Raw genomic sequence first — 22,804 nt, 5'->3', positions numbered from 1 at the left:
AAATGAAACAACATTTATGGATCGGCGGAAAGTTCAAGGAAACAGAGAACTACAAAGCGTTGAAAAGCCCTTATAATGGGGAAGGTATTGCAGAAGTTGCCATGGCTTCTTCTTCCGATGTGAAGTCAGCGATAGATGCGGCAGATCATGCCAGAAAAACAATGGCTGAAATGCCTGCTCATAAAAGGGCAGAAATACTGGAAAATGCAGTTGCCATCATGAAGGAAGAAAAAGAAGAGTGTGCAATGATCATTGCGCGTGAAGCATCTAAACCCCTAAAGGCTGCAAGAGGAGAAGTGGACCGCACCATCATGACATATACCTTCGCTGCCCAGGAAGCGCGCAAGCTTTATGGAGAGACAATCCCAATGGATGCTGCTCCTGGAGGTGAAGGCAGGGTTGCTTATACAGTAAAGGAGCCGCTTGGAATTATCGGCGCCATCACTCCATTCAATTTTCCTATGAACCTTGTTGCCCATAAAGTGGGGCCTGCAATTGCTGCCGGAAACACGGTTGTATTAAAGCCTGCATCCCAAACGCCAATGTCCGCATATAAAATAGCTGATATTTTTCGCAGAGCGGGACTTCCTGATGGAGCTCTGAATGTTATAACAGGGAGCGGCGGAACGGTAGGGGATGTGCTTGTTGCAGACGACCGCATATCGATGATTACTTTTACAGGGAGCCCGGCAGTAGGAAAACAGATCCGCGAAAATGCCGGCTTAAAGAGAGTAACACTTGAATTGGGTTCCAATTCGGCAGTAGTAGTGGATGAGAATGCAGACGTGGAGAAAATTGTCCCGAGAATTGCAGCTGGGGCATTTGCCTTCCAGGGGCAGGTATGTATTTCCGTTCAGCGAATCTATGTGCATGAAACCCTATACCAGACATTTGCAGAACGCTTTGTTGAGGAAGCCAAAAAGCTAAAAATCGGCGATCCGCTTAATGAAGAAACAGATATTTCTGCGATGATCTCGAAGAGCGACACCGACCGAGCACAAAGCTGGATCGAGAGTGCCGTTAAGAGCGGAGCAGAACTTGCTCTTGGTGGAAAGGCAGCAGATAATACCTTGTATCCAACCGTCCTGCTGAACGTTGATAAATCAGAAAAAATTTCATGTGAGGAAGCATTTGCACCTGTTGTCCATATTAATTCATTCAGCAGCTTTGAAGAGGCGCTTGCACTTGTGAATGATTCAGATTATGGTCTGCAGGCTGGTGTTTTCACCAATGATGTGAACAAAGCCTTCAGAGCTGCAAAGGAGCTTCATGTTGGCGGTGTGATGATTAATGATTTCCCAACCTTCCGTGTAGACCATATGCCATATGGTGGGGTAAAAATGAGCGGAATGGGACGAGAAGGCATAAAATATGCTGTTGAAGAAATGACTGAGATGAAACTGATCAGCTTTAAAATTGACTAAGATGAAGGACAGGAATTATATCGCAGTCTAACGGGCAGTGAGACCTCCACTTCAAGGCTCAGGGGAAATCATTGAGGGATAAGCGGGGGTCAAACTGCCGGTAAAGGCCCGATTGGTTCAACTAACAATCAGTGGGTAAAAATCAATCCCCTCTGATTGAATTTTCAATTTATTCGGCCGGAAAATGCCTGAGTTTTACGGGTATTTTAATAGATTTGGCCGATGAAAGCGCTGATTCGGCCGGAAAAATGGCGGAATTGGCCCTTATTCCTTCATACATCTATAATGCCTTGCCGTTTGGCAGGCAGTTTTTTAATAGAAGGGGGTCTATGCAATGAATAAAAAAGCTTCTGTAAAAACAATAAAAAAAGAAAATGTTCTTGCTGAATTATACCTTGATCCATTCAATAAACGTTTAAGAGTAGATGATTATGCAGGGAAATTGGAAGATGCTGTCCATGAAGCAGAGAAAATGGCAAAGGAACACCAATGTGAGAAATTAATTTTTAGAGGAAGAGTGGAAAGTTATACTAATCTGCTTGCTCTGGGGTTTCAGTGCGAAGCTGTTATTGACGGGTACTTCCGGGGTTCTGATCAATACTTTTTCTGCAAATATTTTTCAGACGAAAGAAGAGTCAATCCACATTGGATTTCAGAAGACAGCATTATTTCAAATATAGTTGCCCTTTCAAGAAACCCGGATGTCATCATGCCTCCTTCCGAATATCAGCTCATGAAAATATCGGAGAAAGATGCTGAAAAACTTGCTTCACTTTATCGGGAAGTATTTCAAATTTATCCAACACCTCTCCATGATCCCTCATATATTAAAAAGACAATCCAGGAAGGTACCATCTATTACGCATTTCAGTATAATGATGACCTTGTCAGTGCAGCTTCAGCGGAGGTCAATCTTTTTTATAAAAACGCAGAACTGACAGATTGTGCGACACTTCCGTCCCACCGTAAACATGGTTTAATGAAAATACTCCTTGAAAAATTGGAAAAAGATTTAAAATCGCAGGGTGTATTCTGTGCCTACTCCATTGCCAGAGCGCTGTCTTTCGGAATGAATGCCGTTCTTCATCAGCTGGGCTATTCCTATCGGGGCCGGCTTCTTAACAACTGTTATATTTTCGATAAACTTGAAAATATGAATGTCTGGGTAAAGAATTTGGCTGCTGCAGATTCCTGGAGCCACAAAAAATAGTGCCAGTTTTTCGGCACCATCCTGACAAATTTTCGGCACCCTGTCATATACATAAATATGGGAGGGGATATTATGATTGAAACTCAAAACATTTCAAAAGAAGTTCTGGCAGCCATACTAAAGGGCATTGATGAAGGAATTCATGTTGTGGATTTGGATGGAAACACTATTTTTTATAATGAAATTGCTGCAAGGCACGATGGCCTTGTGGTTTCTGAGGTAATCGGAAGACCTGTTCTGAAAGTCTTTCCTTCATTGGATAAAGAGACAAGCACCTTACTAAAAGTAATGAAAACAAAAAAACCGATCTATAATCAGACGCAATCCTATGTGAACCTTCATGGCGCACAAATAGAAACCATTAATACAACTCTCCCTATTACTGTAGATGGCAAAGTAGCGGGAGCTGTTGAGATTGCTAAGGACTATTCCAGATTAAAGCTTCTATCTGAAAGCCTTCTGGATTTGCGAAAAAAAATAAAACAGCCTGTCAAAAAAAAGACTTCTGTTCAGAATGTACAGTACACACTGGATAGTCTTCTTACTATAAATCAGGAAATGCAAAAAATTAAAAAGGAAGCAGCCAAACTGGCAAAGTCTGATTCCTCCATTCTGGTGTTTGGCGAAAGCGGATGCGGAAAGGAGCTCTTTGTTCAGGGACTCCACCATGCTTCCTCAAGAGCTGCCGGGCCATTTATAGCCCAGAACTGTGCAGCTATACCCGAATCCTTGCTTGAAAGCATTCTATTCGGGACGGCTAAGGGAAGCTATACAGGAGCTGTAGACAGGCCAGGGCTTTTTGAACTAGCCGATGGGGGAACACTCTTCCTTGATGAAGTACATGCCATGCCAATTGAGCTCCAGGCAAAACTGCTTAGAGTGCTGGAGGATGGGATTGTCAGAAGAGTGGGAAGCCCAAAGAGCTCCCATGTAGATGTGAGAGTGATTGCAGCCATGAATATCCATCCAGTGGAAGCACTGGAGAGAAACCAAATCAGAACAGACTTATTTTACCGCTTAAATGTTCTCACTTTCGGTCTCCTTCCTCTAAGGGATAGAAAAGAAGATATTGAATTTCTTGCACATCATTTTATTAGGGGATTTAATCAGGTATTACACAAAAACCTTTCAGGAATCGGGGATGATGTGCTTGCCTTTTTCAGACAATATCATTGGCCTGGAAATGTCAGGGAATTAAAGCATACAATCGAATACATGATGAATGTCTGTGAAAATCATTTTCTTAAAACAGAGGATTTGCCTGTGATAATGAAACAGCAGCTGCAAAAGGATGAACAGGCTGTTTCACTAAGGGTTCAGCCTTTAAAGGCGAGCATGGAAGCACAGGAAAAAGCATTAATTGAAAAAGCTCTTCTAGAGACCAATGGAAATATAAAAAGAGCCGCAAAGCTTTTGGAGGTTCCGCGGCAGACGCTGCAATATAAACTGGCAAAACATAATATTGATATAAATAACAGGAGCCTTGTCTGCAGCAAGTATGAAAGTGCCGAATAATCGGCATTTTTTTTTGTTTTAAAGCCACCAGTTCAATAAAAATATCCTTCAGCTGCTAACAATCGCCACTCCGGCAAGGTTTTCATATGATAATACGAAAGATTCAGAATTGGCATGATTCTTGCAGTAAGTATCTTAAAGAAATTCATATAGGGGGAATTTAAATGAAGAACTTTTTATATAAACCGGATCGTTACTGGAAAGACATTGAGCTCTGGAAGGATGTCACAGATGAACAATGGAATGATTGGCTTTGGCAGCTGACAAATACGATTCGCACTGTTGATGATCTGAAGAAAGTCATCAATCTCACCCCGGATGAGGAAGATGGGGTAAGGATCTCGACTAAGACGATTCCGCTGAACATTACACCTTATTATGCTTCACTAATGAATCCGGATGATCCGCGATGCCCGATCAGAATGCAATCTGTACCAATTTCAAAAGAAATATATAAAACAAAATATGACCTTGAAGATCCTTTGCATGAAGATGAAGATTCACCTGTCCCTGGCCTAACGCACCGTTATCCTGATCGTGTCTTATTTCTGGTGACAAATCAATGCTCTATGTATTGCCGCTATTGTACACGAAGGAGATTTTCCGGTCAAATTGGCATGGGAGTGCCAAAAAAACAGCTTGATGCGGCGATCAGCTATATCAGGAGTGCCCCTCAGGTTAGGGATGTTCTCATTTCTGGCGGGGATGGACTTTTGATCAATGATAATATCCTTGAGTACATTTTGAAGAATTTGCGGGAGATCGATCATGTTGAAATCATCAGAATCGGCACGCGGGCACCAGTTGTTTTTCCGCAGCGGATTACCGAAAATTTATGCAATATCCTGAAAAAGTATCATCCAGTATGGCTGAATACACATTTTAATACTTCCATTGAAATTACCGAAGATTCCAAGAGAGCATGTGAGATGCTGGCAAATGCCGGTGTCCCAGTAGGTAACCAATCCGTTATTTTGGCTGGTATAAACGATAGCGTTCCAATTATGAAAAAACTAATGCATGACCTTGTTAAAATCCGGGTCCGGCCTTATTACATTTATCAATGTGATTTATCTGAAGGCATTGGCCATTTTCGTGCACCAGTTTCAAAGGGGCTTGAGATCATTGAAGGATTAAGAGGACATACTTCCGGATATGCGGTTCCAACTTTTGTTGTAGACGCGCCTGGCGGAGGCGGAAAAATCTCCTTGCAGCCAAATTACCTGATTTCACAAAGTGCCGATAAAGTGGTCCTTCGTAACTTTGAAGGAGTCATAACCACCTATCCGGAGCCGGAAAACTATGTTCCTGGCCGTGCTGAAGGTTATTTTAAAGAAGTTTACCCGGAAATGGATGAAAAACGGTCCAATGTCGGAATAGCCGCGCTGATGAATGATCAGCAGTTTAATCTTGTACCTGAAGGGCTCGCAAGACTTGACCGCCGTGAAAAATACGAAAGCGATCCTTCCCACAGTTCATTGAAGGATAAGCGTGACAAACGGGATGAACTAAAGGAAAAGAAATTCACTGCCCAGCAGACGAAACAGAATCCAGCGGCTGAAACGGATGCCGAGACTGCAGCGGCAAAGGAATAGGAGGCTAATAATGCAAAGTAAATGTGCATGGTGTGAAAGCCAAAATATAAATGAAAGCAGGGAAACCGTTTATTGGGAGCTGCCTGATGGAACAAGGGCCATCCAAATCAATGAGACACCTTCCATTTCCTGCAAGGATTGTGAAATGGTTTACCAGTCAGATGATCTCGTTAAGGAGATTGAGGACCAATTATTTTTGATTGATGTGAAAAAGATTGGAAAAGAGATAAATTACGAAAAGCTGATGGAGCAGCCGAGGCTGCTGAAGCGAAATTATTTCGATTTCTCTTCCTATGATAAGTAAGTGATAAGGGCAGCCCGTAAAGCTATGCGGGCTGCTTTTTTCTATGTATTAGTAGACGAACTGAGCACAATTCGATTATAGTAGAAAATAAATTAATGAACGAAAGAATAAAGGGGAAGGCGTTAGTATGTCCAAAACTTTCTATCACTTTTTAATGAAATACAGGCACCCTGCACCAAAGGACGACATCAGCCGTTTTGCCAATGACGCATATGAGGATCACAGCTTTCCGAAAACAGCCTATGATTATGATGAGGTCAGCTCTTACCTAGAATTGAACGGAAGTTATCCGGAGAGCATGTCTGTATTTGATGAAGTCTGGCAATTGTATATTCTTTCTGAAAGCTGAATGAATTCATGGAAACACTCCGACTAAGGAGTGTTTTTATTTAGGCTGTTTTCGTAAAGTTCGTTGCTTTTTAATATCATAGTTTAATTTACTGAGTTGATCTTCAATGTGGGAACTTGATCCTCGAAAATACATACGCATTTTCCACGTGCGGTGCTGATTTGCGGAAGATAATTTAATGTCCTGCGGGAGTAGAGGGAGTGGGAGACCCCACAGGCGAAGCCGAGGAGCTCTGTTCCTCCCCGCTGAAAGCAACGGGGTGAATTCATAATCAAAAACAGCAATCTATGAGAAAGAAAAGAGCATTATTTAAAATGGGACATCTGCGCTTTTTGCTTGATTGTGATAAACGTACTGACGATTTTCATAAAAAGTGCATATACTATTGTATTCAATACTCACGACTCAGTCATTGAGAGGATGGAGGAAATGAGCAAAAAGAAGAAACCAAAGTACAAAATCGGTGATACAGTCGTGATCACTATTTATGGTACAGTCGGAAAAGTAACAGATGTGAAATGGTTAGATGATATGTACGTCTATGAAGTCAATAAAAGTGAAGGTCTATATATGGAATCCAGCCTTCAAATGCTGTCTGAGTATGAAGGTGAGATTATGGAAAAGGAGCATATTGACATCGAATATAAATACTTTTTTGGTGACCTTGTCCAAGTCAAGGGGTATGGTTCGGATCTCTTCAAAATAGTAGGCTTCAGGACGGAAATTTGGAGATACAAAGAAGATGCATGGGAAGATGTTATTTATGAGCTTTCGAGAATTAATGACGGGGAATGGCTGGAGGCAGGAGAAGAGGAGCTGACCCTCGTTGCGGATGCTGAAAGTGCAGATGCTTTTATCCAGAAGCTGGGACTCCTATATATGATCAACAAAAAAGAAAAGCTGCCTGAATTAAAGGATTCTGCTCATTCATTCCGCAAGGCAGAAAAGGAATTGCTTGAAGGCATTAAAGAAAGAAAAGTGCTTATTGATGGTTTGCTTGATATATATAATGATTATCGTATACTTTATGAAATGTTTCAGGATGATGAGTATAAGCATATCATGCGGGTTATACTCAGAAAACTGAAGCATATCGCCAATAATGATGATAAGAGCACAGTGTAAAAAAAGCAGGCTCCGGGTTCTTAGCACTTCTTAGAGCCAAGTGATTAGGAGATACAGTAAAAATGGGATGCCAAACCATATGACCAGTTTAAACCATGTATTTAATAGATTGCTATAAAGATTAATGATGGAGCTTTCTTCACGATTGACATCTTCTTTAATGATTAGGGCCAGTCTGGATATACTTGACATGTGCTGCCTCCTCAATTTCTGAATAAAATGGATCATTGTTATCTGCTTATCCTATATGTATGTCCGAAATGAAGAAAAATGCACGGTAGGACAAAATAAAGAATATGACTTTTCTGAAAGTTGGTTTGCATGAATCCAGGTAGTGCTTCATACATTTTGTACAAAGGGGGCGTTGCTGTGAAGGAAATAGAGGTCGTAATAGATACGGAAGAAATTGCTGAGTTTTTCTTTCATGAGCTGGCAAAAAGAGGTTATGTGCCTACTGAAGGAGAATTAGATGAACTTGCAGATATCACATTCGAATACCTGCTGCAAAAGTGCATCATTGATGAAGAAATTGAAGATGATTAATATAGAAAAATGACGAGGAAAGGTGCTCGTCATTTTTTTGCGGAGCAGCAGGAAGATCATGCACATACATATTCTGAAACTTTGAATTACAAGTACACACCATCATTCAAGAAAACGCTGAGTAATGATAAAGCAATTTCCGCATATTTTAAAAAATTTTGGCGGTACACTTGAAAAATGAAACTTTTCCGGTTATCTGCTCGTATATCAAAATGTAGCTGGTGCTTTGTGTTATATAATAGAGACCGCAGGAAAATATTAAAAAAGTTGGCCGGCTGGAAGGTAAACCTTACATGGAAAAAAATTAAAAATAAAAAAAGAACTAGGGAGAGAAGCATATGTCATTTTTTAATAAGGTCCTGGCAAGTGTTGGAATTGGATCGGCAAAAGTCGATACAAAGCTTGAGAAGGATTCAGCAGCCCCAGGAGAACCTCTCAGAGGCGTTGTTGAGATCACAGGGGGAAGCACCGAACAGAAAATCGATGATATTTATCTTTCATTGAATACTACTTATATTAAAGAATCAGATGATAAAAAATATACAGTCTCAGGTTTGATTGACCGTTTCAGGCTCGCTCAAGGATTCACCCTGGCGGCGAATGAACGAAAGGAAATTCCATTTAGCTTTAATCTTCCATCTGATACACCTTTGTCTTTTGGGAAGACAAAAATTTGGGTGGCGACAGGATTGGATATAAAAAACGCGGTGGACCCTGCAGATAAGGATTATATCCGAGTTGTGCCAAACCCGCTAATGGATTCTGTATTGAACGCTGCTTCGAGAATCGGATTCCGTTTGCGGGAAGCAGAATGCGAACAGGCTCCGCATCGCCTCCGCAGAAGGCTGCCGTTTATACAAGAGTTTGAATTTGTTCCAGTCTCCGGTCCTTTCAGAGGAAAGCTGGATGAACTGGAAGTTGTATTCTTCCCACAGTCAAATGGAGAGACTGAGATCATGATGCAAGTTGACCGCAGAGCGAGAGGGTTGGGGGGATTCCTGGCAGAGGCACTGGAAATGGACGAAACCTTTGTTCGTTTCACTGCTACAAATGCAGATATTCCTTATATGCAGCAAAAGCTCCAGTCTGTTATTGCAAAATATGCTTAAAATTTATGCTGACGAAACGATGGGTGACGCCCATCGTTTTTATATGCTTAGACTGCAGCTATGGAATGCATATAGTTAGGCAAGAAGTGTTTTAAAAAAATCCTGACCTTTTAAAAAGGGGGTTATTAACACGTAAATAATTGAGTCGGGAATTCTCTTCTCATCATCGGAAATAATCCCGTGAACACCAAGCCGCTGCATGTCTGCAAACTGGTATTGCTTGCTGATGGTCCACGAGTATATCTCATAACCGAATAACTCAGCTTGATTAATGAAGGACTTGGAAAGCAAGAGATGGTGAACGGATAGGAAAGAGGCAAAATCGCGGTAGGATGCCAAATGAAACAAATCCAGGTGTTTGCTCAGCAGCAGGCCTGCAGGAATTTCGGGAGCAAGCTGGTGAAACTTTTTTATCTCATTAATATGGAAAGATTGGACTTTTATCTGATTGTCAGGTTTATAAGAATTTAGCATGTCTGCCAGAATTTCTGTCATGCCAGGCTGATTTTCAGGTGATTTCATTTCAATTATGATTCCTGTTTTTCCGCTGACTTCTTTTAAAACTTCATTTAGTAAAGGGATCTTTTCACCGGCAAACGCAGGAGAAAACCAGGATCCTGCATCCAGCTTTTTTAATTCCTTAACCGTCAAATCCTCAATCAGCCCCTCTCCGTCGGTAGTGCGCAAAACATTAGCGTCATGAATAACGACAAGCTGTTTATCCTTGCTCAGCCTCACATCCAATTCGATGTAGTCAAAGCCCAATTCTATAGCTTTTTCAAAGGATGCCAGCGTGTTTTCCGGTGCAAGAGCGGATGCACCTCTGTGTGCGATAGACTGAAAAGGCATGAGTGGCTGAAAAAAATAAGAAATAGTCATTAGTAACAATCCGATGAGGATTGAATATAAAACAGGCTTTTTAGATACCCGCAATTTTTCTTCACCTCCTTAAAAGACTTTTATACATAATATGCAGATTGAACACTTTTGAAAGCGTTTTCTTTATGAAAAAAAACGTGAATCGACAAAACTAGTATTTTTTTGATGGAGGAAACGACAAGAAAAATGGCTAATTAAACAGTAATACAAATTGTTCTTAGAAATTTGGCGGGATAGTAAAAAAATGTCATAAAAAATGCTTTTGAAGACATTATTCATCAAAGCAGCTGAGTTTGTCTGGTAGGTAAATCAGCCGAAAAAGCGGATGTGTAGAATGTGAGGGGGATGCCAAATGCTGAAGGAATTAACAATAATCAAAAGAAAAGAATATGATGTGACAATCTTTCAAACACCGAAATTTAGAGACAATAAAGGCTTTCAGCAAGTATATCGCCTAAATGTCGAAGCTTTAACCCATGAGGAATGTCTTGATTCAGTTTTTAGGAAGTTTAATGTGCATGACAGGATTCCCGGGGATTTTGATGGCCGATTTATTTCCACAGGGGATATACTCTATATTGATGAAGGCAGGAGAGGGCAATTTTATTATCAGCTAAAGCCGGGCGGCTGGGAAGAAGTTAATCGAATACATATACGCTAAATGAAATAGCAGGAGGGCACAATAGCTCTCCTGCTTATTTTATTAAATATTTTATTCGGTAATGTTTGATCCTGGACTGTTTTTGCGTTTATTGGCAGTGTATTCTTTGCCGTGGGCTTCTTGCTCTGCAATAATTGCTTCAGCAGGAATATGATTATTTTTCTTTGGAGAATTTATTCGGTTGCGGTGCTTTTTGCCCATCTTAATCCCTCCGATTATCTATTGCTTTTTGTTTTGACTGTTTTAGATGTATGGGGCTCGGTATTGGCCCTCGAAGATGGATTTGTCTCATTGGCATGCTGCACGGCCTGCCTGAGTTTTTTGCTCATTCCTTTTTGCGGCATGATTACAACCTCCTTTGGAAAAGCTAAAAATAGCTTTCCCGTACAGTGAAAAAACATGCCTTATGTAATTTGTTTCTAAGTGATGGCACATATGGTATAGTTTGACTTGGAAGCATTTACAGAGGCTTCAGAAATAATTTGGAGGTTTTGATTATGAGCATACATATCGGTGCTAAAGAAAACGAAATTGCAGAAACGGTCCTGCTTCCTGGAGACCCTCTGCGTGCAAAATATATTGCAGAAACATTTTTGGAAAATGCAGAGTGCTACAATGAAGTCCGCAACATGTTTGGCTATACAGGAACGTATAAAGGGAAACGCATATCAGTTCAGGGCACAGGCATGGGAGTGCCATCCATTTCCATTTATATTAATGAACTCATGCAAAGCTACAATGTTCAAAACTTGATTAGAGTAGGCACATGCGGTGCAATTCAAAAAGATGTGAAAGTTAGGGATGTAATCCTGGCTATGAGCTCTTCTACAGATTCCCAAATGAACAGGCTTACTTTTGGAGGAGTAGACTTTGCACCGACAGCTAACTTCGACCTTTTGAAAAAAGCTTATGATGCAGGTGTTGAAAAAGGATTAAACCTCAAAGTCGGAAATGTATTCACAGCAGATATGTTCTATAATGACAATGCTGACCACGAAAAATGGGCACAATATCAAATTTTGGCGATTGAGATGGAAACGGCTGCGCTTTATACACTTGCAGCGAAATTCGGACGTAAGGCGCTTTCTGTCTTAACAGTCAGCGATCATATCCTAACGGGTGAGGAAACAACTTCTGAAGAAAGACAAACTACCTTCAATGAAATGATTGAAGTTGCACTTGAGGCTGCTATCAAATAAACGTTGATATAGAAGGATTTGTCATGGTTATTTAAAGACTTAAATAAGAGCGAGTGACCAAAAAGTGACCAATTATAAAATCTCATTAAATAAGTCACTCGCGTTATTTTTGTCTTTATCGGTTAAGTGACTATACGTATTTAAAGTTTGCTTAATATCGGAGTGACCAAGCTGCTCCTGGATAATCTTAAAGTTTACATTTTTACTAACCATATAAGAAGCATAAGTATGACGTAATCCATGTAAATTTAATGGAGGTAAGTTGAACCTCTTCACAATATCCCTCCATCTGCCTGTTAATCCATCTGGATGAGAAGGGAATCCATTTGGTTTTGTAAATAATAAATTTACTGGATTTCCATGATCATCAAGCATAGGAGTCCACGCGGAACCAGAAGCAATCTGTAATTTTTTCTGATTTGTGGCATATTCTTTTAATTCTTTCATAAATGCAGTAGGCACATTTACAGTTCTTGAGCTTTTGTTTACCATACTGTTGTATCTGGCGATACTGTTTATTCACTAAGCAGAACTTATGGAAGCACTGTGCAGCAAATCAAGGATTGGAACAGCCTTGATGACAATTACATGATTTATGTTGGACAGGTACTTCGAGTAATATAAACATAAGAAGCCCTTCTCGTTGTGGAGTGGGGCTTTATTATAGGTTGTTCTAATGAACAAACTCACTCTATAGTTTAAGTACAATAAATGCTTCGCAAACTTCTAATTAATCTACAAAAAAAGACGATGACTTACATAAGTCATCGCCCAGACATTAATTAATTATTCAATGCTCTCTTAGATTTTCAAAAATGAACCTTCGGGACCCCTAATATGAACTATTTTAATTGTTTATTCATCCCCCACAGGAAGTTCAACAGTAAAGGGTTTTAAATCCTTAGCAGGCATAAAGCTTGAAAAATCGAATTGTAGGATGGTATTTTCTAGCTTAAAATTCTTTATTTTTTCATCCCCGTTTAAATCGAATGTGGATTGAAAGTGTGCTGCCTTTTTATCAATAGTTTTCACTTTATTTAGATGAATGCTATGACTTTTAGGCGGTACTGGGTTTTTTGGATCAATTTTGCCAATATACTTTTTATCTACTAGAAGTAATTTATACTGCAAGTTATTCTCAAACAATTCAAGCTGATGCTTGCTTAATCCTTTTGAGAGTCCAGTAAATTGATAATCGATTACAAGTTTACTACCTTCTTTGGTTATATCATTCACCTTAAGGCTTAAATTGAACCGTGTACTTTCTAAGGTGAACGATTTCTTATCCAATAGCTGTTCTACTGTTGGAACTGAAGCAGATAACTGAGGATAAAAGGTAAGTGAAGTAATATCTGAAGTGAGTTTGGTCATTTCTCTTCTCATTGTACTATGATATCCATTTTCTTGTTCCGATTCCTCGAGAAATGTGGAGTTTCCAAACCTATACACATTTCCTTTATTATCAACAGCTTTTGATATATAAATATCATCGCCCTTATATTTCTGCACGGTCTCATAAATAAGCGAAGATGACGCTTTTGCGGTAAGAATCTCTTTTATACGGATTTTGACCTCATCTTCTGGGTATTCTTGCTCCTGATTAATAGCAAGTGTACTGTTTTTTTCTTGTGAAATTGGGATATCAAAATTCCATTCACCTTTTATCCCATTGATATAATGAATCGTTATTGGGAGAGTAGCATTCTCCTTAAATAGTTTATATGGATATTCCATTTTCCATTGAAAGTTATATCCATTATCTACATTCTTAACGTCCGTTGACATTCCATTTAGCCAAGGGTCATTATCCCCTTTGTTGTGTTCAAAGTTCACATCAAAGCTTACTTCGCCCTTCTCGTTATGACCTTTTTCAGCGTCTTCATCTACAAACCCTGTAATGGACACCACACTACCATCAAAGTAGGCGCTTGTTATTTTTACAGTTACCCCACTTCTTGTAATTTCCTGGTTTAATTCGGTGACTGCATTCTGATTAGCTAATTCCAAACCTGTTGAATCATTAAAGTCCTGAAAAATCCCACCTATTAAAGGGGTATTAGCCAATACTTTATTCATTGTAGGATTAATAAATCCTGATGCAACAGTGATTCCAAGAAGAGCAGCTGTAGTAGCTACAGTAGCAAGTAACTTTTTTTTCTTCCCCTTTTTAACGTCCTTGTTTAGCCCTTTGGAAATGGCACTAAATACTTTTTCTTTAGGCACAGGTATTTGTTCTATTGCTGCTTTAAGATCCTTCTTATCCATGGCATTTGTCCTCCTCACTTCTATAGGACTTTTTTAACTCCGCTTTCCCTCTACTTAAATAAGTTTTTACGGTACTCTCTGGAATTTCCATAACACTGCTAATTGTTTTAATCGAGTAATCGTAATAGTAAAATAGAATAATCACAGTACGGTAATTCTGTCTCAGATGCTGAATTGCATTTAGGAGCTGTAAAGACTCTTCAATGTTTGAATTTACTTGATCCGGCAAGTTTGACAATATTTCATCACTTAGCGGAACAATATTACCTTTTCTCTTTAACAAATGTCCTGAACATCGAATAACAATCCTAGTGAGCCAGGTCGTAAAATATTCCGGTTTTTTTAACGAATGGATAGATGTAAAGGCCTGGTAGGTTGCCTCCTGGACCACATCCAACGCATCTTCTTCGTTATGTACATAAAGATATGCAGTCCGGTAGATTCTTTCATAATTCTGTTGAATCAACTTTTCAAAGGCACTCTTATTACCTTTGATTGCTTTTTTAACTAGCCGGTGACTTTCCGTTTCCATCTGTTGACCCCCTTTACTAATTAGTGGAATCTATAATCACAAAAAGTTTCAAAAAGTTAATGTATTTTTAGAAAAAGCATAACATGAATATAAAATCCTAAGTTCAAAAAAATAAACAGAAACCACTTTGTGATTTCTGCTTAATATAGGTTTTAGTTTGTGTTGCAATATCAGAGGTACCCTTGTGATTTTACACCTTTTTCATTGAACTGTCCCGGTAGTTTAATCATTAAAAAAGCCCTTCTCACTCGAGAGGGGCTTTTTTTATTCCGGGGAAAATATTTCACTAATAAGTGAAGGTTTATTCCTTCTTTTCAAAAAGGTATTGAAATCCATATAGTATGGGTGCTTTATAAAAAATATAAAGGAAAAATTGCCAATTATTTAATCGATCTAATGCAGCAACTTTTAATTTTTTCATTAAACTTAAATGTGGAAATGCAAAGTAAAAATCTATTACAGCATTAAGCAATATAAAACGTTTAAAATTTCCATAAGTCAATTTTAAAATCCACATGGAACTAACTAAATGTGGACCGATATTATAAGGGAATTCTCCAGAAATATAGGATTTTGGATTATTATAAAAAAACCACCATTTTCGTTTTTTACCAATTTGAACATTTATTCCTTCTAAAATGACAATAAGGATTGAAGCAGGTAGAAACCGTTTAACATTCCTAATCCCTAAAAAAGGTATTGTCGACCATGAAAGTAAGATCATTACTATATTAATGAGCCATTGCTTTTTTAATGACATAGTATTTAATCCCCCTTATCCTTCTTAGAATACTCCTAACTAATTTAAAGTATCCAAGTTTATGACATAGGGAAAACTCCTGCTCAATCGAGAGGGGTTTTCACAATCCTATTGAACGCCCCCGTTATTTTAAGTGTATGAATTACAAATTGCAAAAAGCCATTGTTTGAAAATGGTGGGGAGGTTTTTTGTAAATTTTATCAATGCCTAAAACTTAGGCAAGCATCTACACATAGGATGAATCGTGTGACAAATTGTAAAATTCTAAGGAGGAAATTTAATGTATCCTAATATGTCCCATCACATGGATCAAAGTCATGTGTCTCATTATAAAGATGGAAATAAAATGTCCCATCATAGAGTATTAGAAACTGTTCAAAATTGTGAAGCTGTTTGTGAATATACTGAGTACGCGATTCTAGAGATGGAAGGTTCCAGCCATAGAAAAGAGCAATTAAGGTTACTTAGAGATTGTGCTGATATATGTACTTTAACAGCAAAATATATTGCGCGTTATAGTTATTTTGCAAAATCTATTGCCTCACTATGTGCACAAGTTTGTGAAATTTGTGGAAATCATTGCATAAAACACCCTGATGAGATATCGCAAAGATGTGGTCAAATTTGCTTACATTGTGCTCAAGAATGTCGTAACTTTGCTATGGGTGCATAGTATTAAAAAAACTAAAGGAGAAGAAGTAGTTGATTGAGTAGCTTAAATTAGTTCCTCTTTTTTACTTAAGTTAAGGTGGGACTACAAAATTAATTTTCTTTTGAGAAAAGTCGACTACCTTTAGTCAGCAATTGACTCGTTCAAATAAAAAAAATTATAACCTTTTTAGAGTAATAATAGAGTATAAATAGCAAACAATACAGATTAAAGAAAGGAGTTGTGGCTTAAATGAATAAAGGTGACCTTCAAGAATGTATAACTGAATGTGAAAGCGCATTGTCACATTTAAATCGAGCTATGGGCAAAGCACATGCTGGGTCTAAAGAAAAAATGCAACATGCTGCCAAAGATTTAGAAGAATGTATTTCAGAATGCCGAAGTTTATTGTAATTTTATGAAAAAAGCCCTTCTCTATCGAGAGGGCTTTTCTCATTCCGTATTTCTATAGAATGCCAATAGCATTTAGAATACCAACAAGAATAATACATAGACCGCCAAATAAAAAAAAATAATAGTCTTTCCTGTTCTCTTTAGCACGATGTACAAAACCTTTAAAAATAAAATTGATCCCAAGTAATAAAAATACAAGATTCATATACATAGGATTGAGAGCAGAAGGTATGATTAATAAAATGATACCAAAAAGTGTAATTTTTTGGACAATACTTGCTCTTTTTTCAGCAATAATAATGCTTTCCGACAATTTTTTCCCTCCCTTTTGAATTATTTGACTATTATACTATATTTATACTATACTTACATATGTAAAAAAAAGGTACAAAAGGGGGAAATTTGTAAATGAAGAAGATTTTGGTTTTGTTTTTAGCTGTCTTATTAGTAGTTCCATCTTTTGCGGCTGCTAATACTGGAGATTCAAATGTAACAGAAAGTACAGGAATGAATGGTACTTTTAATATTGAGGGAGAGGAATATACTTTTACTGATAAAACAGATGGTGATGTACGTACCATTTTAATTGAAGGTCAAAGTACTATTGATGAATTAGTTTATAACGAAAGTACAGATACACTCTACATTAACGGTGAAATGCTAGAAAAAGAAACTATTGACGGACTTAGGGCGTTTGTGTCAAGTTCGCTTCCAGGTTCTTCAGTTACTCCATATTCTACTGATCCTGGAACCGGTGGAACTGGTGGTGGGAAATGGATATATGTAAGTGTTGCAAACGGCACTATTAATGTAAGTGGTATGACAGTACCTGTTCTTGCGGGGATTCTAACCGCATCAATATTAAAAGATTTAAAAGCTGGTGTAGCAGTAAGTATAGCAGGATCGATAATTGCGTCTATTACAGATGACGCAACTTCTATAACATACAAAAGATATAAATATAGATATGAGGAAAGCGGCTGGAAACACTTTAAGTACAATACTCACTTTTTTTATATGGGTAAATATATAACCCAAGTTACTTGGACGACAGCACGTAATTTTTAATCCAACAATATAGGCGTGATTTATTACACGTTTTTGTTGGACAAGTACTTCGAGTAGAATAAACATAAAGAAGCCCTTCTCAATCGAGAGGGGCTTTCTTAATTATTGTTTTTTAGTTATTTCTTCAACAGATACCCCGTAAAATTCGGCTAGCTTTTCTAAATTACCCCACTTAGGAACATATGAATTTCTCTCATAATTACTGATAGTAATTCGAGAAACCCCTATAGCTTCAGCTACATGCTTTTGTCTTAGCCTTTTCTTCAGTCTAAGTAATTTTAAATTCTTCCCTAAGTTTCCATACATATAATCACCCAATCGTTATTTTGGATGCCTAAACATAATGTTTAATCGATAGGTGCTCTTTTATGTCTTGGCAACTAAATTACAATTTTCGTCGATTTTGGCAACCGACTTTAAAAAGGTAAATCATCTTCTGGCAATACCGGCTCAATTTCTCTGACTATCTGTGTTATATCGTTTTTCTCGTTCCAGGTCACTTTTTCTATAATGGTTTCTCTTTGTCCGGTTTCTCGTTTCTGCTTCTGGACCCATTCATAAGCAACTTCAGCAACCGCAAAATCAGGGTCCTTTTTAAATTCACTGTCCCTTACATGGAATTCACCGTTCCTGAACCCTCGGTTTCCTTCCACATTAAGGGTTGTTTGGATTGTTACTTTCATATGCTACCTCTTTATTTTTGCATTATATATTTTCCAGTTAAAGTTTAAATCGAAATCACCACGACTTTCAAGATCACCTTCTACAGTCACAGAATCTCCTGTTTGTAGCTGCTTAAATTCTTCCGCAGTTCCCTCGGAATATTTAGCAACAAAAGTATGAAATAATTTTTCTCTATCTGCTAACTCATCCCAAGTCTCACCATTGTAATCACTTCCACCATAAACAAATAACTGACTTGATCCAGCTCTGACTACCGTTCCACTCCAAGTAACTTTTTTCCCGTATAATTGATTATCCCAAACAGGAGTTTTATCGGTTCCTAACTTCTTGTATTCTTCTGTAAACTTTATAAAGTCGTTACTTTCAAGTGCTGATAAAGCGTCCTTACCTACTTCTGCATTATTGTCTTTATCTTCATTTTTATCTTCATCAGTTGTTTCTTCTTCTTTTTGTGTTTCTTCCTTTTTATTTTCTTCATCAGCTTTTACTTGTGATGAAGCATTCTCAGCTTCGATCTGTGCTTTTTCTTCATCCGAAGGTTGTGTAAATACCCCTATAATAAGTAAAACTGCGATTGTTATAAACCACCATCTTTTATAAAATGGCTTTTTCTTTTTTTTTTCACTATTTTTCCCCCTTCTCGATTAGATTAATTTTTTTTACATTTAATAGTTTAGCAATATTATATAAAAAATGGAATGCATACTCCAATTTTTAAAAAACAAGTGACCAAAAAGCGACCAAAAAGTGACTGATTAAGAAATTTATAGATAGTTAATGATTATTTATGAATAATCTTATTTCATTAAAGCCCATTAAATCAAGGATCTTACAGTAATTGACTCTCTGTAAAAGTGCATATCTTTCAATGAAATGATTGAAGTTGCACTTGAAGCTGCAGTTAAAGAATAAAGGAAATGGAAACTGGTTCATTGAGAGCCAGTTTTATTTTTTTTAGTTTAAATGAAAAAAACTCAAATCTGCAAAAAGCCATTTGTGCCGTTTGTCCTGTTTTTCACACAATTATGGACTAGTTGACTTGTAATGTTAAAATAGTAATGTTGCAAAGAAAAAGAAAAGCAGAAGCGCCTTCGGAACAAGTAAAGATCACTTGTTCCTGCGAAGTTTGTCCAAGGATGCATTCCTTGGTGCCACCCCAGACAATACCAGGATGTAGGCTGCTTTCGCTAGACAAAAAAAGTCAGGTGAAATTGAATGAAGAAAATCATAATTATGGCAGGGACCTTTACCCTCCTGCTTTCCGGCTGCAGCAAGCTGGATCCTTATATGGAGAAGGTACAGCCGCTTATTGAAAAAATTCCATTTTTGGGGGGAGAAAAAAGCCTTGAGGAATCTCCTCAAGAGGATGACTCCTCAAAAGAAGAAGAAAACAGTGCTGAGGAAGCAGGCAATGAAGGAAAAGAAGAAATTCAAGATGATCCTCTTTCATTGGAAGCGGCATATTTTAATGATGTTAAAGTTGTCGATGGAAGAAATATAATTCAGAATCCTGAAAATGTGATGGCCCTCGTGAATAAACAGTTCAGTCTTCCAGATGGCTATGAACCATCCAAGTTAATGATCCCAGATGTTGCATTTTCTTATGGGAAATTAGATTTGGAAAAAAGCTATATGCGGCAGGACGCTGCCCAGGCTTTGGAAAAGCTATTTACCGGAGCGCTTAATGAAGGTGTTGAATTATTTGCAGTTTCTGGGTACCGTTCATTTACACGGCAATCACAGGTTTTTGCGGCTGAGGTAAGCAGAGTCGGAAAAGAAAAAGCAGTTCAGGCAGTTGCCATTCCGGGCAGCAGTGAACATCAGACGGGCCTTTCAATGGATATCTCAAGCAGAAGTGCAAATATGGAGCTTTCAGAAGAATTCGGGGAAACCAAGGAAGGAAAGTGGCTTGCTGAAAATGCACATCGCTACGGATTTATCCTCCGCTACCCTAAAGGAAAAGAAGGCATTACAGGTTATAAATATGAGCCTTGGCATTTCCGCTATGTTGGGACTGAGGCAGCAGGAGTCATTTACGAAAAGCAATGGACTTTGGAAGAATACTTCGATATTGTTAAAAAGATCTAAGAGGCCGCAAAGGCCTCTTTTATTTTTCTTTTTGCCTGAAATTGCTTTTCCCTGATTGAAAATAGAATATAACTGCTAAAATGAGGGGAACAGCGGGAAGTGCAGACAGGATGCGGATAACGTTTTCTGCCCCTGATAAATAATACCCTAAGGGAAGAAGAAGAAAAAAGCTTGATAGAGCAAGTTTCCATGACTGATTCATGATGCCTGCAATCAGGCTGATCAATGAAGCTGCGAAACTTAGCCATAACACTGCGATTATCATTATAATTCACTCCTTAAAAAAGTGATGGGTGGCTTGAGGGAGGGCTGGTGTATAGGATTAGGCGGTGCTTGCGGATTTTTAAAATGAGACTATATAATAAAATATGGTCTATACTGGCTAAACATTAACCTTTTATTTTCTCGATGATTATATTAAGGGGAAGTATGATTCCTGAGTTGGCATATATCAAGCCGCCGACTGTTGGCTTGATGTTTATTAACGCCCTTAAATGAGGTAATAATAAACTAAGGTTTTACAGGTGAAAAGGAGGTTCATACATTGGAAAAAGTTTCACTTAAAGTTGTGGGGATGACCTGCAGCCACTGCGAAGAGGCGGTTAAAAATGCCCTCCTCTCCATTGATGGCGTGGCAAGCGTCGCCATTGCCTTTCACGATGAACATGCAGAGATTGAGTATGACCCGAAAAAAGCTGATCAGGAAAACTTAATAAAAGCGATAGAAGATCAAGGCTATGGGGTAGCCTAACATAAGAAGGAGCGCTTTAGCATATTTCGCTGGCGCTCTTTCAATTTTTATACATACGCATTTTTCTTTGTTATTTTTTCGATAAAAATGTTATTCTAATCATTAAGGATTCTACATAGTTATTTTACGGTAATGAAAGTGGTGAAGAGTTTGCAAAATGAAGATATAAACAAAGAAACTTCCGAAACACCAGATAATAACCATTCAGGTTTTATCCGTATGAAAAAGTTTCATTTTGTCATGCTGCTGTTTTTTATTGTTTTCCTTTCAGCTGGAATTACTACCTTTGCACTGGCTTTTGGAGACGAAAAAGCAGTAGATGTTGGAACAGGTGAGAGAAGGGAATTTGATAAGTTTTATACAGCTTATGATACCCTTAAGACAAACTACTTCCAGGAAGTTGACCAGGATAACCTTATAAATGGCGCTATTAACGGTATGCTTGAAGCGCTGGATGATCCATACTCAGACTATATGAACGAGGAAGAAGCCAAAAGCTTCCATCAGAGTATTTCATCCTCATTTGAAGGAATCGGAGCTGAAATCCAGGAACAGGAAGGCTACATTGTAATTGTTTCACCATTAAAAGGTTCACCTGCTGAAAAGGCCGGGCTTAAACCGAATGACAAGGTCCTGTCCGTTGATGGAAAAAGTCTTCAGGGGATGAGTTCAACAGAAGCCGTTATGCTGATCAGAGGCGAAAAGGGCACTAAGGTAGAACTTTCAGTTCAGCGCCCTGGTTCAGATGAGCCTATGAATATTTCCATTACTCGTGATACTATTCCCCTTGAAACCGTCTATGGGGAAATGCTTGAAGATGGTATTGCAAAAGTGCAGATTACTACTTTCTCGGAAAATACTTCTAAAGAGCTGGTGGAAACTCTGAATGAGCTGCAGAAGCAGGGCATGAAAGGATTAATTCTTGATCTTCGCCAGAATCCTGGGGGTCTTTTGGATCAGGCAGTGAAAATTTCCAGCCTGTTTGTCCCGGATGGCGAGGTTTTATTCCAAATTGAAGACCGCAATGGAAACAGGGAAGAAGTTAAATCAACGAAAGAGGAAAACCCGAATATTCCTTTAGTAGTGGTAATTGATAAAGGAAGCGCAAGTGCATCAGAAATTTTGGCCGCCGCAGTACACGAGTCTGCAGATGTGCCGCTTGTCGGTGAAAAGTCGTTTGGAAAAGGCACAGTCCAGCGTGCACAGGACTTCTCCGATGGATCAAACATGAAATTCACTACTGAAAAATGGCTGACACCGGATGGAAATTGGATTCATAAAAAGGGAATAACACCGGATCACAAAGTGGCCTTGCCGGATTATGCTACACTTCCATTTATTAATCCTGACACTGAATTAAAGCTTTCGGCTTCTTCAGCTCAGGTTAAAGCAGCACAGCAAATGCTAAAAGCACTTGGATATGAGCCTGGAAGAGAAGATGGTTTCTTTGATGAAAAAACAGAACAGGCTGTCAAGGAGTTTCAGGCTGCTGAAAAGCTTGAGCAAAATGGAGTATTATCAGGGCAGTCTACCCTTAGACTGATGGAAAAACTCCGTGAAAAAATTGATCAAAATGATACGCAAATTCAAAAAGCAGCCGAAGTGCTGAAAGAACAAATAGAATCTTAAGGCAAAAGCTCTCCATTTTTTTGGAGAGTTTTTTCTGTGTAATACATGTAT

At 38.5% G+C, this 22,804-nt stretch carries 29 protein-coding genes; 17 read left to right on the top strand and 12 right to left on the bottom strand.

All coding sequences use genetic code 11. From position 1 onward, the window contains the following. Nucleotides 1-2 precede the first annotated feature (2 nt). The 7 genes from DFO72_RS00425 (at nucleotide 3) to DFO72_RS00395 (ending at nucleotide 7,522) form a co-directional block, all read left to right on the top strand. Nucleotides 3-1,424 carry an aldehyde dehydrogenase family protein gene (locus DFO72_RS00425; RefSeq protein WP_113884692.1) on the top strand — a complete coding sequence of 474 codons (1,422 nt, stop codon included), beginning with the start codon at nucleotides 3-5 and terminating at the stop codon, nucleotides 1,422-1,424. A gap of 334 nt (nucleotides 1,425-1,758) precedes the next feature. Next, entirely contained in the window at nucleotides 1,759-2,634 is an 876-nt protein-coding gene (gene ablB, locus DFO72_RS00420; RefSeq protein ID WP_113884693.1) for a putative beta-lysine N-acetyltransferase, read from the top strand. Between the two features lie 72 nt (nucleotides 2,635-2,706). Continuing rightward, the gene (locus DFO72_RS00415; protein ID WP_113884694.1) at nucleotides 2,707-4,149 is read left to right on the top strand and encodes a sigma-54 interaction domain-containing protein; all 1,443 of its coding nucleotides are present in this window, start codon (nucleotides 2,707-2,709) and stop codon (nucleotides 4,147-4,149) included. 164 nt (nucleotides 4,150-4,313) lie between these two features. Next, nucleotides 4,314-5,744, top strand: coding sequence for a lysine 2,3-aminomutase (ablA, locus tag DFO72_RS00410; RefSeq protein WP_113884695.1), 1,431 nt, complete (start codon nucleotides 4,314-4,316; stop codon nucleotides 5,742-5,744). Nucleotides 5,745-5,754: 10 nt separating this feature from the next. Next, complete coding sequence (locus tag DFO72_RS00405) at nucleotides 5,755-6,048, top strand: YokU family protein (RefSeq protein WP_113884696.1); 294 nt, start codon at nucleotides 5,755-5,757, stop codon at nucleotides 6,046-6,048. 127 nt (nucleotides 6,049-6,175) lie between these two features. After that, on the top strand, nucleotides 6,176-6,397 hold the full coding sequence (locus DFO72_RS00400; RefSeq protein WP_113884697.1) for a YozE family protein: 222 nt from the start codon (nucleotides 6,176-6,178) through the stop codon (nucleotides 6,395-6,397). Nucleotides 6,398-6,826: 429 nt separating this feature from the next. Then, on the top strand, nucleotides 6,827-7,522 hold the full coding sequence (locus DFO72_RS00395; RefSeq protein WP_019379695.1) for a hypothetical protein: 696 nt from the start codon (nucleotides 6,827-6,829) through the stop codon (nucleotides 7,520-7,522). A 30-nt stretch (nucleotides 7,523-7,552) separates the two neighbouring features. On the opposite strand, the gene DFO72_RS29200 is transcribed toward DFO72_RS00395, so the two are convergent. Beyond that, complete coding sequence (locus DFO72_RS29200) at nucleotides 7,553-7,714, bottom strand: hypothetical protein (RefSeq protein WP_166672396.1); 162 nt, start codon at nucleotides 7,712-7,714, stop codon at nucleotides 7,553-7,555. 177 nt (nucleotides 7,715-7,891) lie between these two features. Between DFO72_RS29200 and DFO72_RS00390 the strand changes: the two genes are divergently transcribed. After that, entirely contained in the window at nucleotides 7,892-8,065 is a 174-nt protein-coding gene (locus DFO72_RS00390; protein WP_009332582.1) for a YozD family protein, read from the top strand. Between the two features lie 338 nt (nucleotides 8,066-8,403). Next, on the top strand, nucleotides 8,404-9,174 hold the full coding sequence (locus DFO72_RS00385; RefSeq protein ID WP_113884698.1) for a sporulation protein: 771 nt from the start codon (nucleotides 8,404-8,406) through the stop codon (nucleotides 9,172-9,174). Between the two features lie 75 nt (nucleotides 9,175-9,249). Here DFO72_RS00385 and DFO72_RS00380 read toward each other — a convergent pair whose 3' ends face one another. After that, the gene (locus DFO72_RS00380) at nucleotides 9,250-10,107 is read right to left on the bottom strand and encodes a glycerophosphodiester phosphodiesterase (protein ID WP_113884699.1); all 858 of its coding nucleotides are present in this window, start codon (nucleotides 10,105-10,107) and stop codon (nucleotides 9,250-9,252) included. 298 nt (nucleotides 10,108-10,405) lie between these two features. Here DFO72_RS00380 and DFO72_RS00375 point away from each other — a divergent pair, with 298 nt between their 5' ends. Further along, complete coding sequence (locus DFO72_RS00375; RefSeq protein ID WP_113884700.1) at nucleotides 10,406-10,714, top strand: YodL domain-containing protein; 309 nt, start codon at nucleotides 10,406-10,408, stop codon at nucleotides 10,712-10,714. Nucleotides 10,715-10,765: 51 nt separating this feature from the next. Here the strand turns inward: DFO72_RS00375 and DFO72_RS29195 are convergent, their stop codons facing one another. Both DFO72_RS29195 and DFO72_RS30315 read right to left on the bottom strand, forming a co-directional pair. Next, nucleotides 10,766-10,915 (bottom strand): hypothetical protein, encoded by a 150-nt coding sequence (locus tag DFO72_RS29195; protein ID WP_009332577.1) that lies wholly within the window; start codon nucleotides 10,913-10,915, stop codon nucleotides 10,766-10,768. A 14-nt stretch (nucleotides 10,916-10,929) separates the two neighbouring features. Continuing rightward, a complete protein-coding gene (locus DFO72_RS30315; RefSeq protein WP_009332576.1) occupies nucleotides 10,930-11,058 on the bottom strand; it encodes a hypothetical protein in 129 nt (42 codons plus the stop codon). 153 nt (nucleotides 11,059-11,211) lie between these two features. Between DFO72_RS30315 and deoD the strand changes: the two genes are divergently transcribed. Continuing rightward, complete coding sequence (gene deoD, locus DFO72_RS00370; protein WP_113884701.1) at nucleotides 11,212-11,913, top strand: purine-nucleoside phosphorylase; 702 nt, start codon at nucleotides 11,212-11,214, stop codon at nucleotides 11,911-11,913. 72 nt (nucleotides 11,914-11,985) lie between these two features. Here the strand turns inward: deoD and DFO72_RS00365 are convergent, their stop codons facing one another. The 4 genes from DFO72_RS00365 to DFO72_RS00345 all read right to left on the bottom strand — a co-directional run bounded on the left by DFO72_RS00365 (nucleotide 11,986) and on the right by DFO72_RS00345 (nucleotide 15,470). Next, nucleotides 11,986-12,360: a site-specific integrase gene (locus DFO72_RS00365; RefSeq protein ID WP_166672395.1), complete on the bottom strand. Its 375-nt coding sequence runs from the start codon at nucleotides 12,358-12,360 to the stop codon at nucleotides 11,986-11,988. Between the two features lie 408 nt (nucleotides 12,361-12,768). Continuing rightward, nucleotides 12,769-14,178 carry a DUF4179 domain-containing protein gene (locus DFO72_RS00355; RefSeq protein WP_113884703.1) on the bottom strand — a complete coding sequence of 470 codons (1,410 nt, stop codon included), beginning with the start codon at nucleotides 14,176-14,178 and terminating at the stop codon, nucleotides 12,769-12,771. Beyond that, a complete protein-coding gene (locus DFO72_RS00350) occupies nucleotides 14,171-14,710 on the bottom strand; it encodes a sigma-70 family RNA polymerase sigma factor (protein WP_113884704.1) in 540 nt (179 codons plus the stop codon). Before DFO72_RS00350 ends, DFO72_RS00355 begins: the two co-directional genes overlap by 8 nt. Before the next feature lie 301 nt (nucleotides 14,711-15,011). Further along, nucleotides 15,012-15,470, bottom strand: a complete 459-nt coding sequence (locus tag DFO72_RS00345) for a hypothetical protein (protein WP_113884705.1) — start codon at nucleotides 15,468-15,470, stop codon at nucleotides 15,012-15,014. A 280-nt stretch (nucleotides 15,471-15,750) separates the two neighbouring features. Here DFO72_RS00345 and DFO72_RS00340 point away from each other — a divergent pair, with 280 nt between their 5' ends. Continuing rightward, complete coding sequence (locus tag DFO72_RS00340; RefSeq protein WP_113884706.1) at nucleotides 15,751-16,143, top strand: four-helix bundle copper-binding protein; 393 nt, start codon at nucleotides 15,751-15,753, stop codon at nucleotides 16,141-16,143. 228 nt (nucleotides 16,144-16,371) lie between these two features. Continuing rightward, nucleotides 16,372-16,533: a hypothetical protein gene (locus DFO72_RS29190; RefSeq protein ID WP_166672394.1), complete on the top strand. Its 162-nt coding sequence runs from the start codon at nucleotides 16,372-16,374 to the stop codon at nucleotides 16,531-16,533. Nucleotides 16,534-16,585: 52 nt separating this feature from the next. Here DFO72_RS29190 and DFO72_RS00335 read toward each other — a convergent pair whose 3' ends face one another. Then, nucleotides 16,586-16,846, bottom strand: a complete 261-nt coding sequence (locus DFO72_RS00335) for a hypothetical protein (protein ID WP_113884707.1) — start codon at nucleotides 16,844-16,846, stop codon at nucleotides 16,586-16,588. Nucleotides 16,847-16,941: 95 nt separating this feature from the next. On the opposite strand from DFO72_RS00335, the gene DFO72_RS00330 reads away from it, so the two are divergent. Beyond that, complete coding sequence (locus tag DFO72_RS00330) at nucleotides 16,942-17,601, top strand: hypothetical protein (protein ID WP_113884708.1); 660 nt, start codon at nucleotides 16,942-16,944, stop codon at nucleotides 17,599-17,601. Between the two features lie 102 nt (nucleotides 17,602-17,703). Here DFO72_RS00330 and DFO72_RS00325 read toward each other — a convergent pair whose 3' ends face one another. Together DFO72_RS00325 and DFO72_RS00320 are read right to left on the bottom strand one after the other, a co-directional pair. Continuing rightward, nucleotides 17,704-17,907 (bottom strand): helix-turn-helix transcriptional regulator, encoded by a 204-nt coding sequence (locus tag DFO72_RS00325; protein WP_113884709.1) that lies wholly within the window; start codon nucleotides 17,905-17,907, stop codon nucleotides 17,704-17,706. Nucleotides 17,908-18,017: 110 nt separating this feature from the next. Then, on the bottom strand, nucleotides 18,018-18,284 hold the full coding sequence (locus tag DFO72_RS00320) for a hypothetical protein (protein ID WP_113884710.1): 267 nt from the start codon (nucleotides 18,282-18,284) through the stop codon (nucleotides 18,018-18,020). A gap of 1,216 nt (nucleotides 18,285-19,500) precedes the next feature. Here DFO72_RS00320 and DFO72_RS00315 point away from each other — a divergent pair. Continuing rightward, nucleotides 19,501-20,373, top strand: a complete 873-nt coding sequence (locus DFO72_RS00315; protein WP_113885420.1) for a M15 family metallopeptidase — start codon at nucleotides 19,501-19,503, stop codon at nucleotides 20,371-20,373. A gap of 19 nt (nucleotides 20,374-20,392) precedes the next feature. Here DFO72_RS00315 and DFO72_RS00310 read toward each other — a convergent pair whose 3' ends face one another. Further along, nucleotides 20,393-20,638 (bottom strand): hypothetical protein, encoded by a 246-nt coding sequence (locus tag DFO72_RS00310; protein WP_113885419.1) that lies wholly within the window; start codon nucleotides 20,636-20,638, stop codon nucleotides 20,393-20,395. A 279-nt stretch (nucleotides 20,639-20,917) separates the two neighbouring features. Between DFO72_RS00310 and DFO72_RS00305 the strand changes: the two genes are divergently transcribed. Both DFO72_RS00305 and DFO72_RS00300 read left to right on the top strand, forming a co-directional pair. Continuing rightward, complete coding sequence (locus DFO72_RS00305; protein ID WP_113885418.1) at nucleotides 20,918-21,124, top strand: heavy-metal-associated domain-containing protein; 207 nt, start codon at nucleotides 20,918-20,920, stop codon at nucleotides 21,122-21,124. A gap of 132 nt (nucleotides 21,125-21,256) precedes the next feature. Beyond that, nucleotides 21,257-22,753, top strand: a complete 1,497-nt coding sequence (locus tag DFO72_RS00300) for a S41 family peptidase (RefSeq protein ID WP_113885417.1) — start codon at nucleotides 21,257-21,259, stop codon at nucleotides 22,751-22,753. The last annotated feature ends 51 nt before the right edge of the window (nucleotides 22,754-22,804 follow it).

This window comes from Cytobacillus oceanisediminis (assembly GCF_004366035.1).
GTDB lineage: Bacteria > Bacillota > Bacilli > Bacillales > Cytobacillaceae > Cytobacillus > Cytobacillus oceanisediminis_C.
The sequence above is the reverse complement of the archived record's forward strand: the minus strand, read 5'-3'. Positions and strand labels throughout refer to the sequence as shown.

Bases quoted from the DNA above. Each gene is read 5' to 3' on its own strand.
- DFO72_RS00425 (WP_113884692.1), top strand. From the start codon at position 3: ATGAAACAACATTTATGGATCGGCGGAAAGTTCAAGGAAACAGAGAAC.
- ablB (WP_113884693.1), top strand. From the start codon at position 1,759: ATGAATAAAAAAGCTTCTGTAAAAACAATAAAAAAAGAAAATGTTCTT.
- DFO72_RS00415 (WP_113884694.1), top strand. From the start codon at position 2,707: ATGATTGAAACTCAAAACATTTCAAAAGAAGTTCTGGCAGCCATACTA.
- ablA (WP_113884695.1), top strand. From the start codon at position 4,314: ATGAAGAACTTTTTATATAAACCGGATCGTTACTGGAAAGACATTGAG.
- DFO72_RS00405 (WP_113884696.1), top strand. From the start codon at position 5,755: ATGCAAAGTAAATGTGCATGGTGTGAAAGCCAAAATATAAATGAAAGC.
- DFO72_RS00400 (WP_113884697.1), top strand. From the start codon at position 6,176: ATGTCCAAAACTTTCTATCACTTTTTAATGAAATACAGGCACCCTGCA.
- DFO72_RS00395 (WP_019379695.1), top strand. From the start codon at position 6,827: ATGAGCAAAAAGAAGAAACCAAAGTACAAAATCGGTGATACAGTCGTG.
- DFO72_RS29200 (WP_166672396.1), bottom strand. From the start codon at position 7,714: ATGTCAAGTATATCCAGACTGGCCCTAATCATTAAAGAAGATGTCAAT.
- DFO72_RS00385 (WP_113884698.1), top strand. From the start codon at position 8,404: ATGTCATTTTTTAATAAGGTCCTGGCAAGTGTTGGAATTGGATCGGCA.
- DFO72_RS00375 (WP_113884700.1), top strand. From the start codon at position 10,406: ATGCTGAAGGAATTAACAATAATCAAAAGAAAAGAATATGATGTGACA.
- DFO72_RS29195 (WP_009332577.1), bottom strand. From the start codon at position 10,915: ATGGGCAAAAAGCACCGCAACCGAATAAATTCTCCAAAGAAAAATAAT.
- DFO72_RS30315 (WP_009332576.1), bottom strand. From the start codon at position 11,058: ATGCCGCAAAAAGGAATGAGCAAAAAACTCAGGCAGGCCGTGCAGCAT.
- deoD (WP_113884701.1), top strand. From the start codon at position 11,212: ATGAGCATACATATCGGTGCTAAAGAAAACGAAATTGCAGAAACGGTC.
- DFO72_RS00365 (WP_166672395.1), bottom strand. From the start codon at position 12,360: ATGAAAGAATTAAAAGAATATGCCACAAATCAGAAAAAATTACAGATT.
- DFO72_RS00355 (WP_113884703.1), bottom strand. From the start codon at position 14,178: ATGGATAAGAAGGATCTTAAAGCAGCAATAGAACAAATACCTGTGCCT.
- DFO72_RS00350 (WP_113884704.1), bottom strand. From the start codon at position 14,710: ATGGAAACGGAAAGTCACCGGCTAGTTAAAAAAGCAATCAAAGGTAAT.
- DFO72_RS00345 (WP_113884705.1), bottom strand. From the start codon at position 15,470: ATGTCATTAAAAAAGCAATGGCTCATTAATATAGTAATGATCTTACTT.
- DFO72_RS00340 (WP_113884706.1), top strand. From the start codon at position 15,751: ATGTATCCTAATATGTCCCATCACATGGATCAAAGTCATGTGTCTCAT.
- DFO72_RS29190 (WP_166672394.1), top strand. From the start codon at position 16,372: ATGAATAAAGGTGACCTTCAAGAATGTATAACTGAATGTGAAAGCGCA.
- DFO72_RS00330 (WP_113884708.1), top strand. From the start codon at position 16,942: ATGAAGAAGATTTTGGTTTTGTTTTTAGCTGTCTTATTAGTAGTTCCA.
- DFO72_RS00325 (WP_113884709.1), bottom strand. From the start codon at position 17,907: ATGTATGGAAACTTAGGGAAGAATTTAAAATTACTTAGACTGAAGAAA.
- DFO72_RS00320 (WP_113884710.1), bottom strand. From the start codon at position 18,284: ATGAAAGTAACAATCCAAACAACCCTTAATGTGGAAGGAAACCGAGGG.
- DFO72_RS00315 (WP_113885420.1), top strand. From the start codon at position 19,501: ATGAAGAAAATCATAATTATGGCAGGGACCTTTACCCTCCTGCTTTCC.
- DFO72_RS00310 (WP_113885419.1), bottom strand. From the start codon at position 20,638: ATGATAATCGCAGTGTTATGGCTAAGTTTCGCAGCTTCATTGATCAGC.
- DFO72_RS00300 (WP_113885417.1), top strand. From the start codon at position 21,257: ATGAAAGTGGTGAAGAGTTTGCAAAATGAAGATATAAACAAAGAAACT.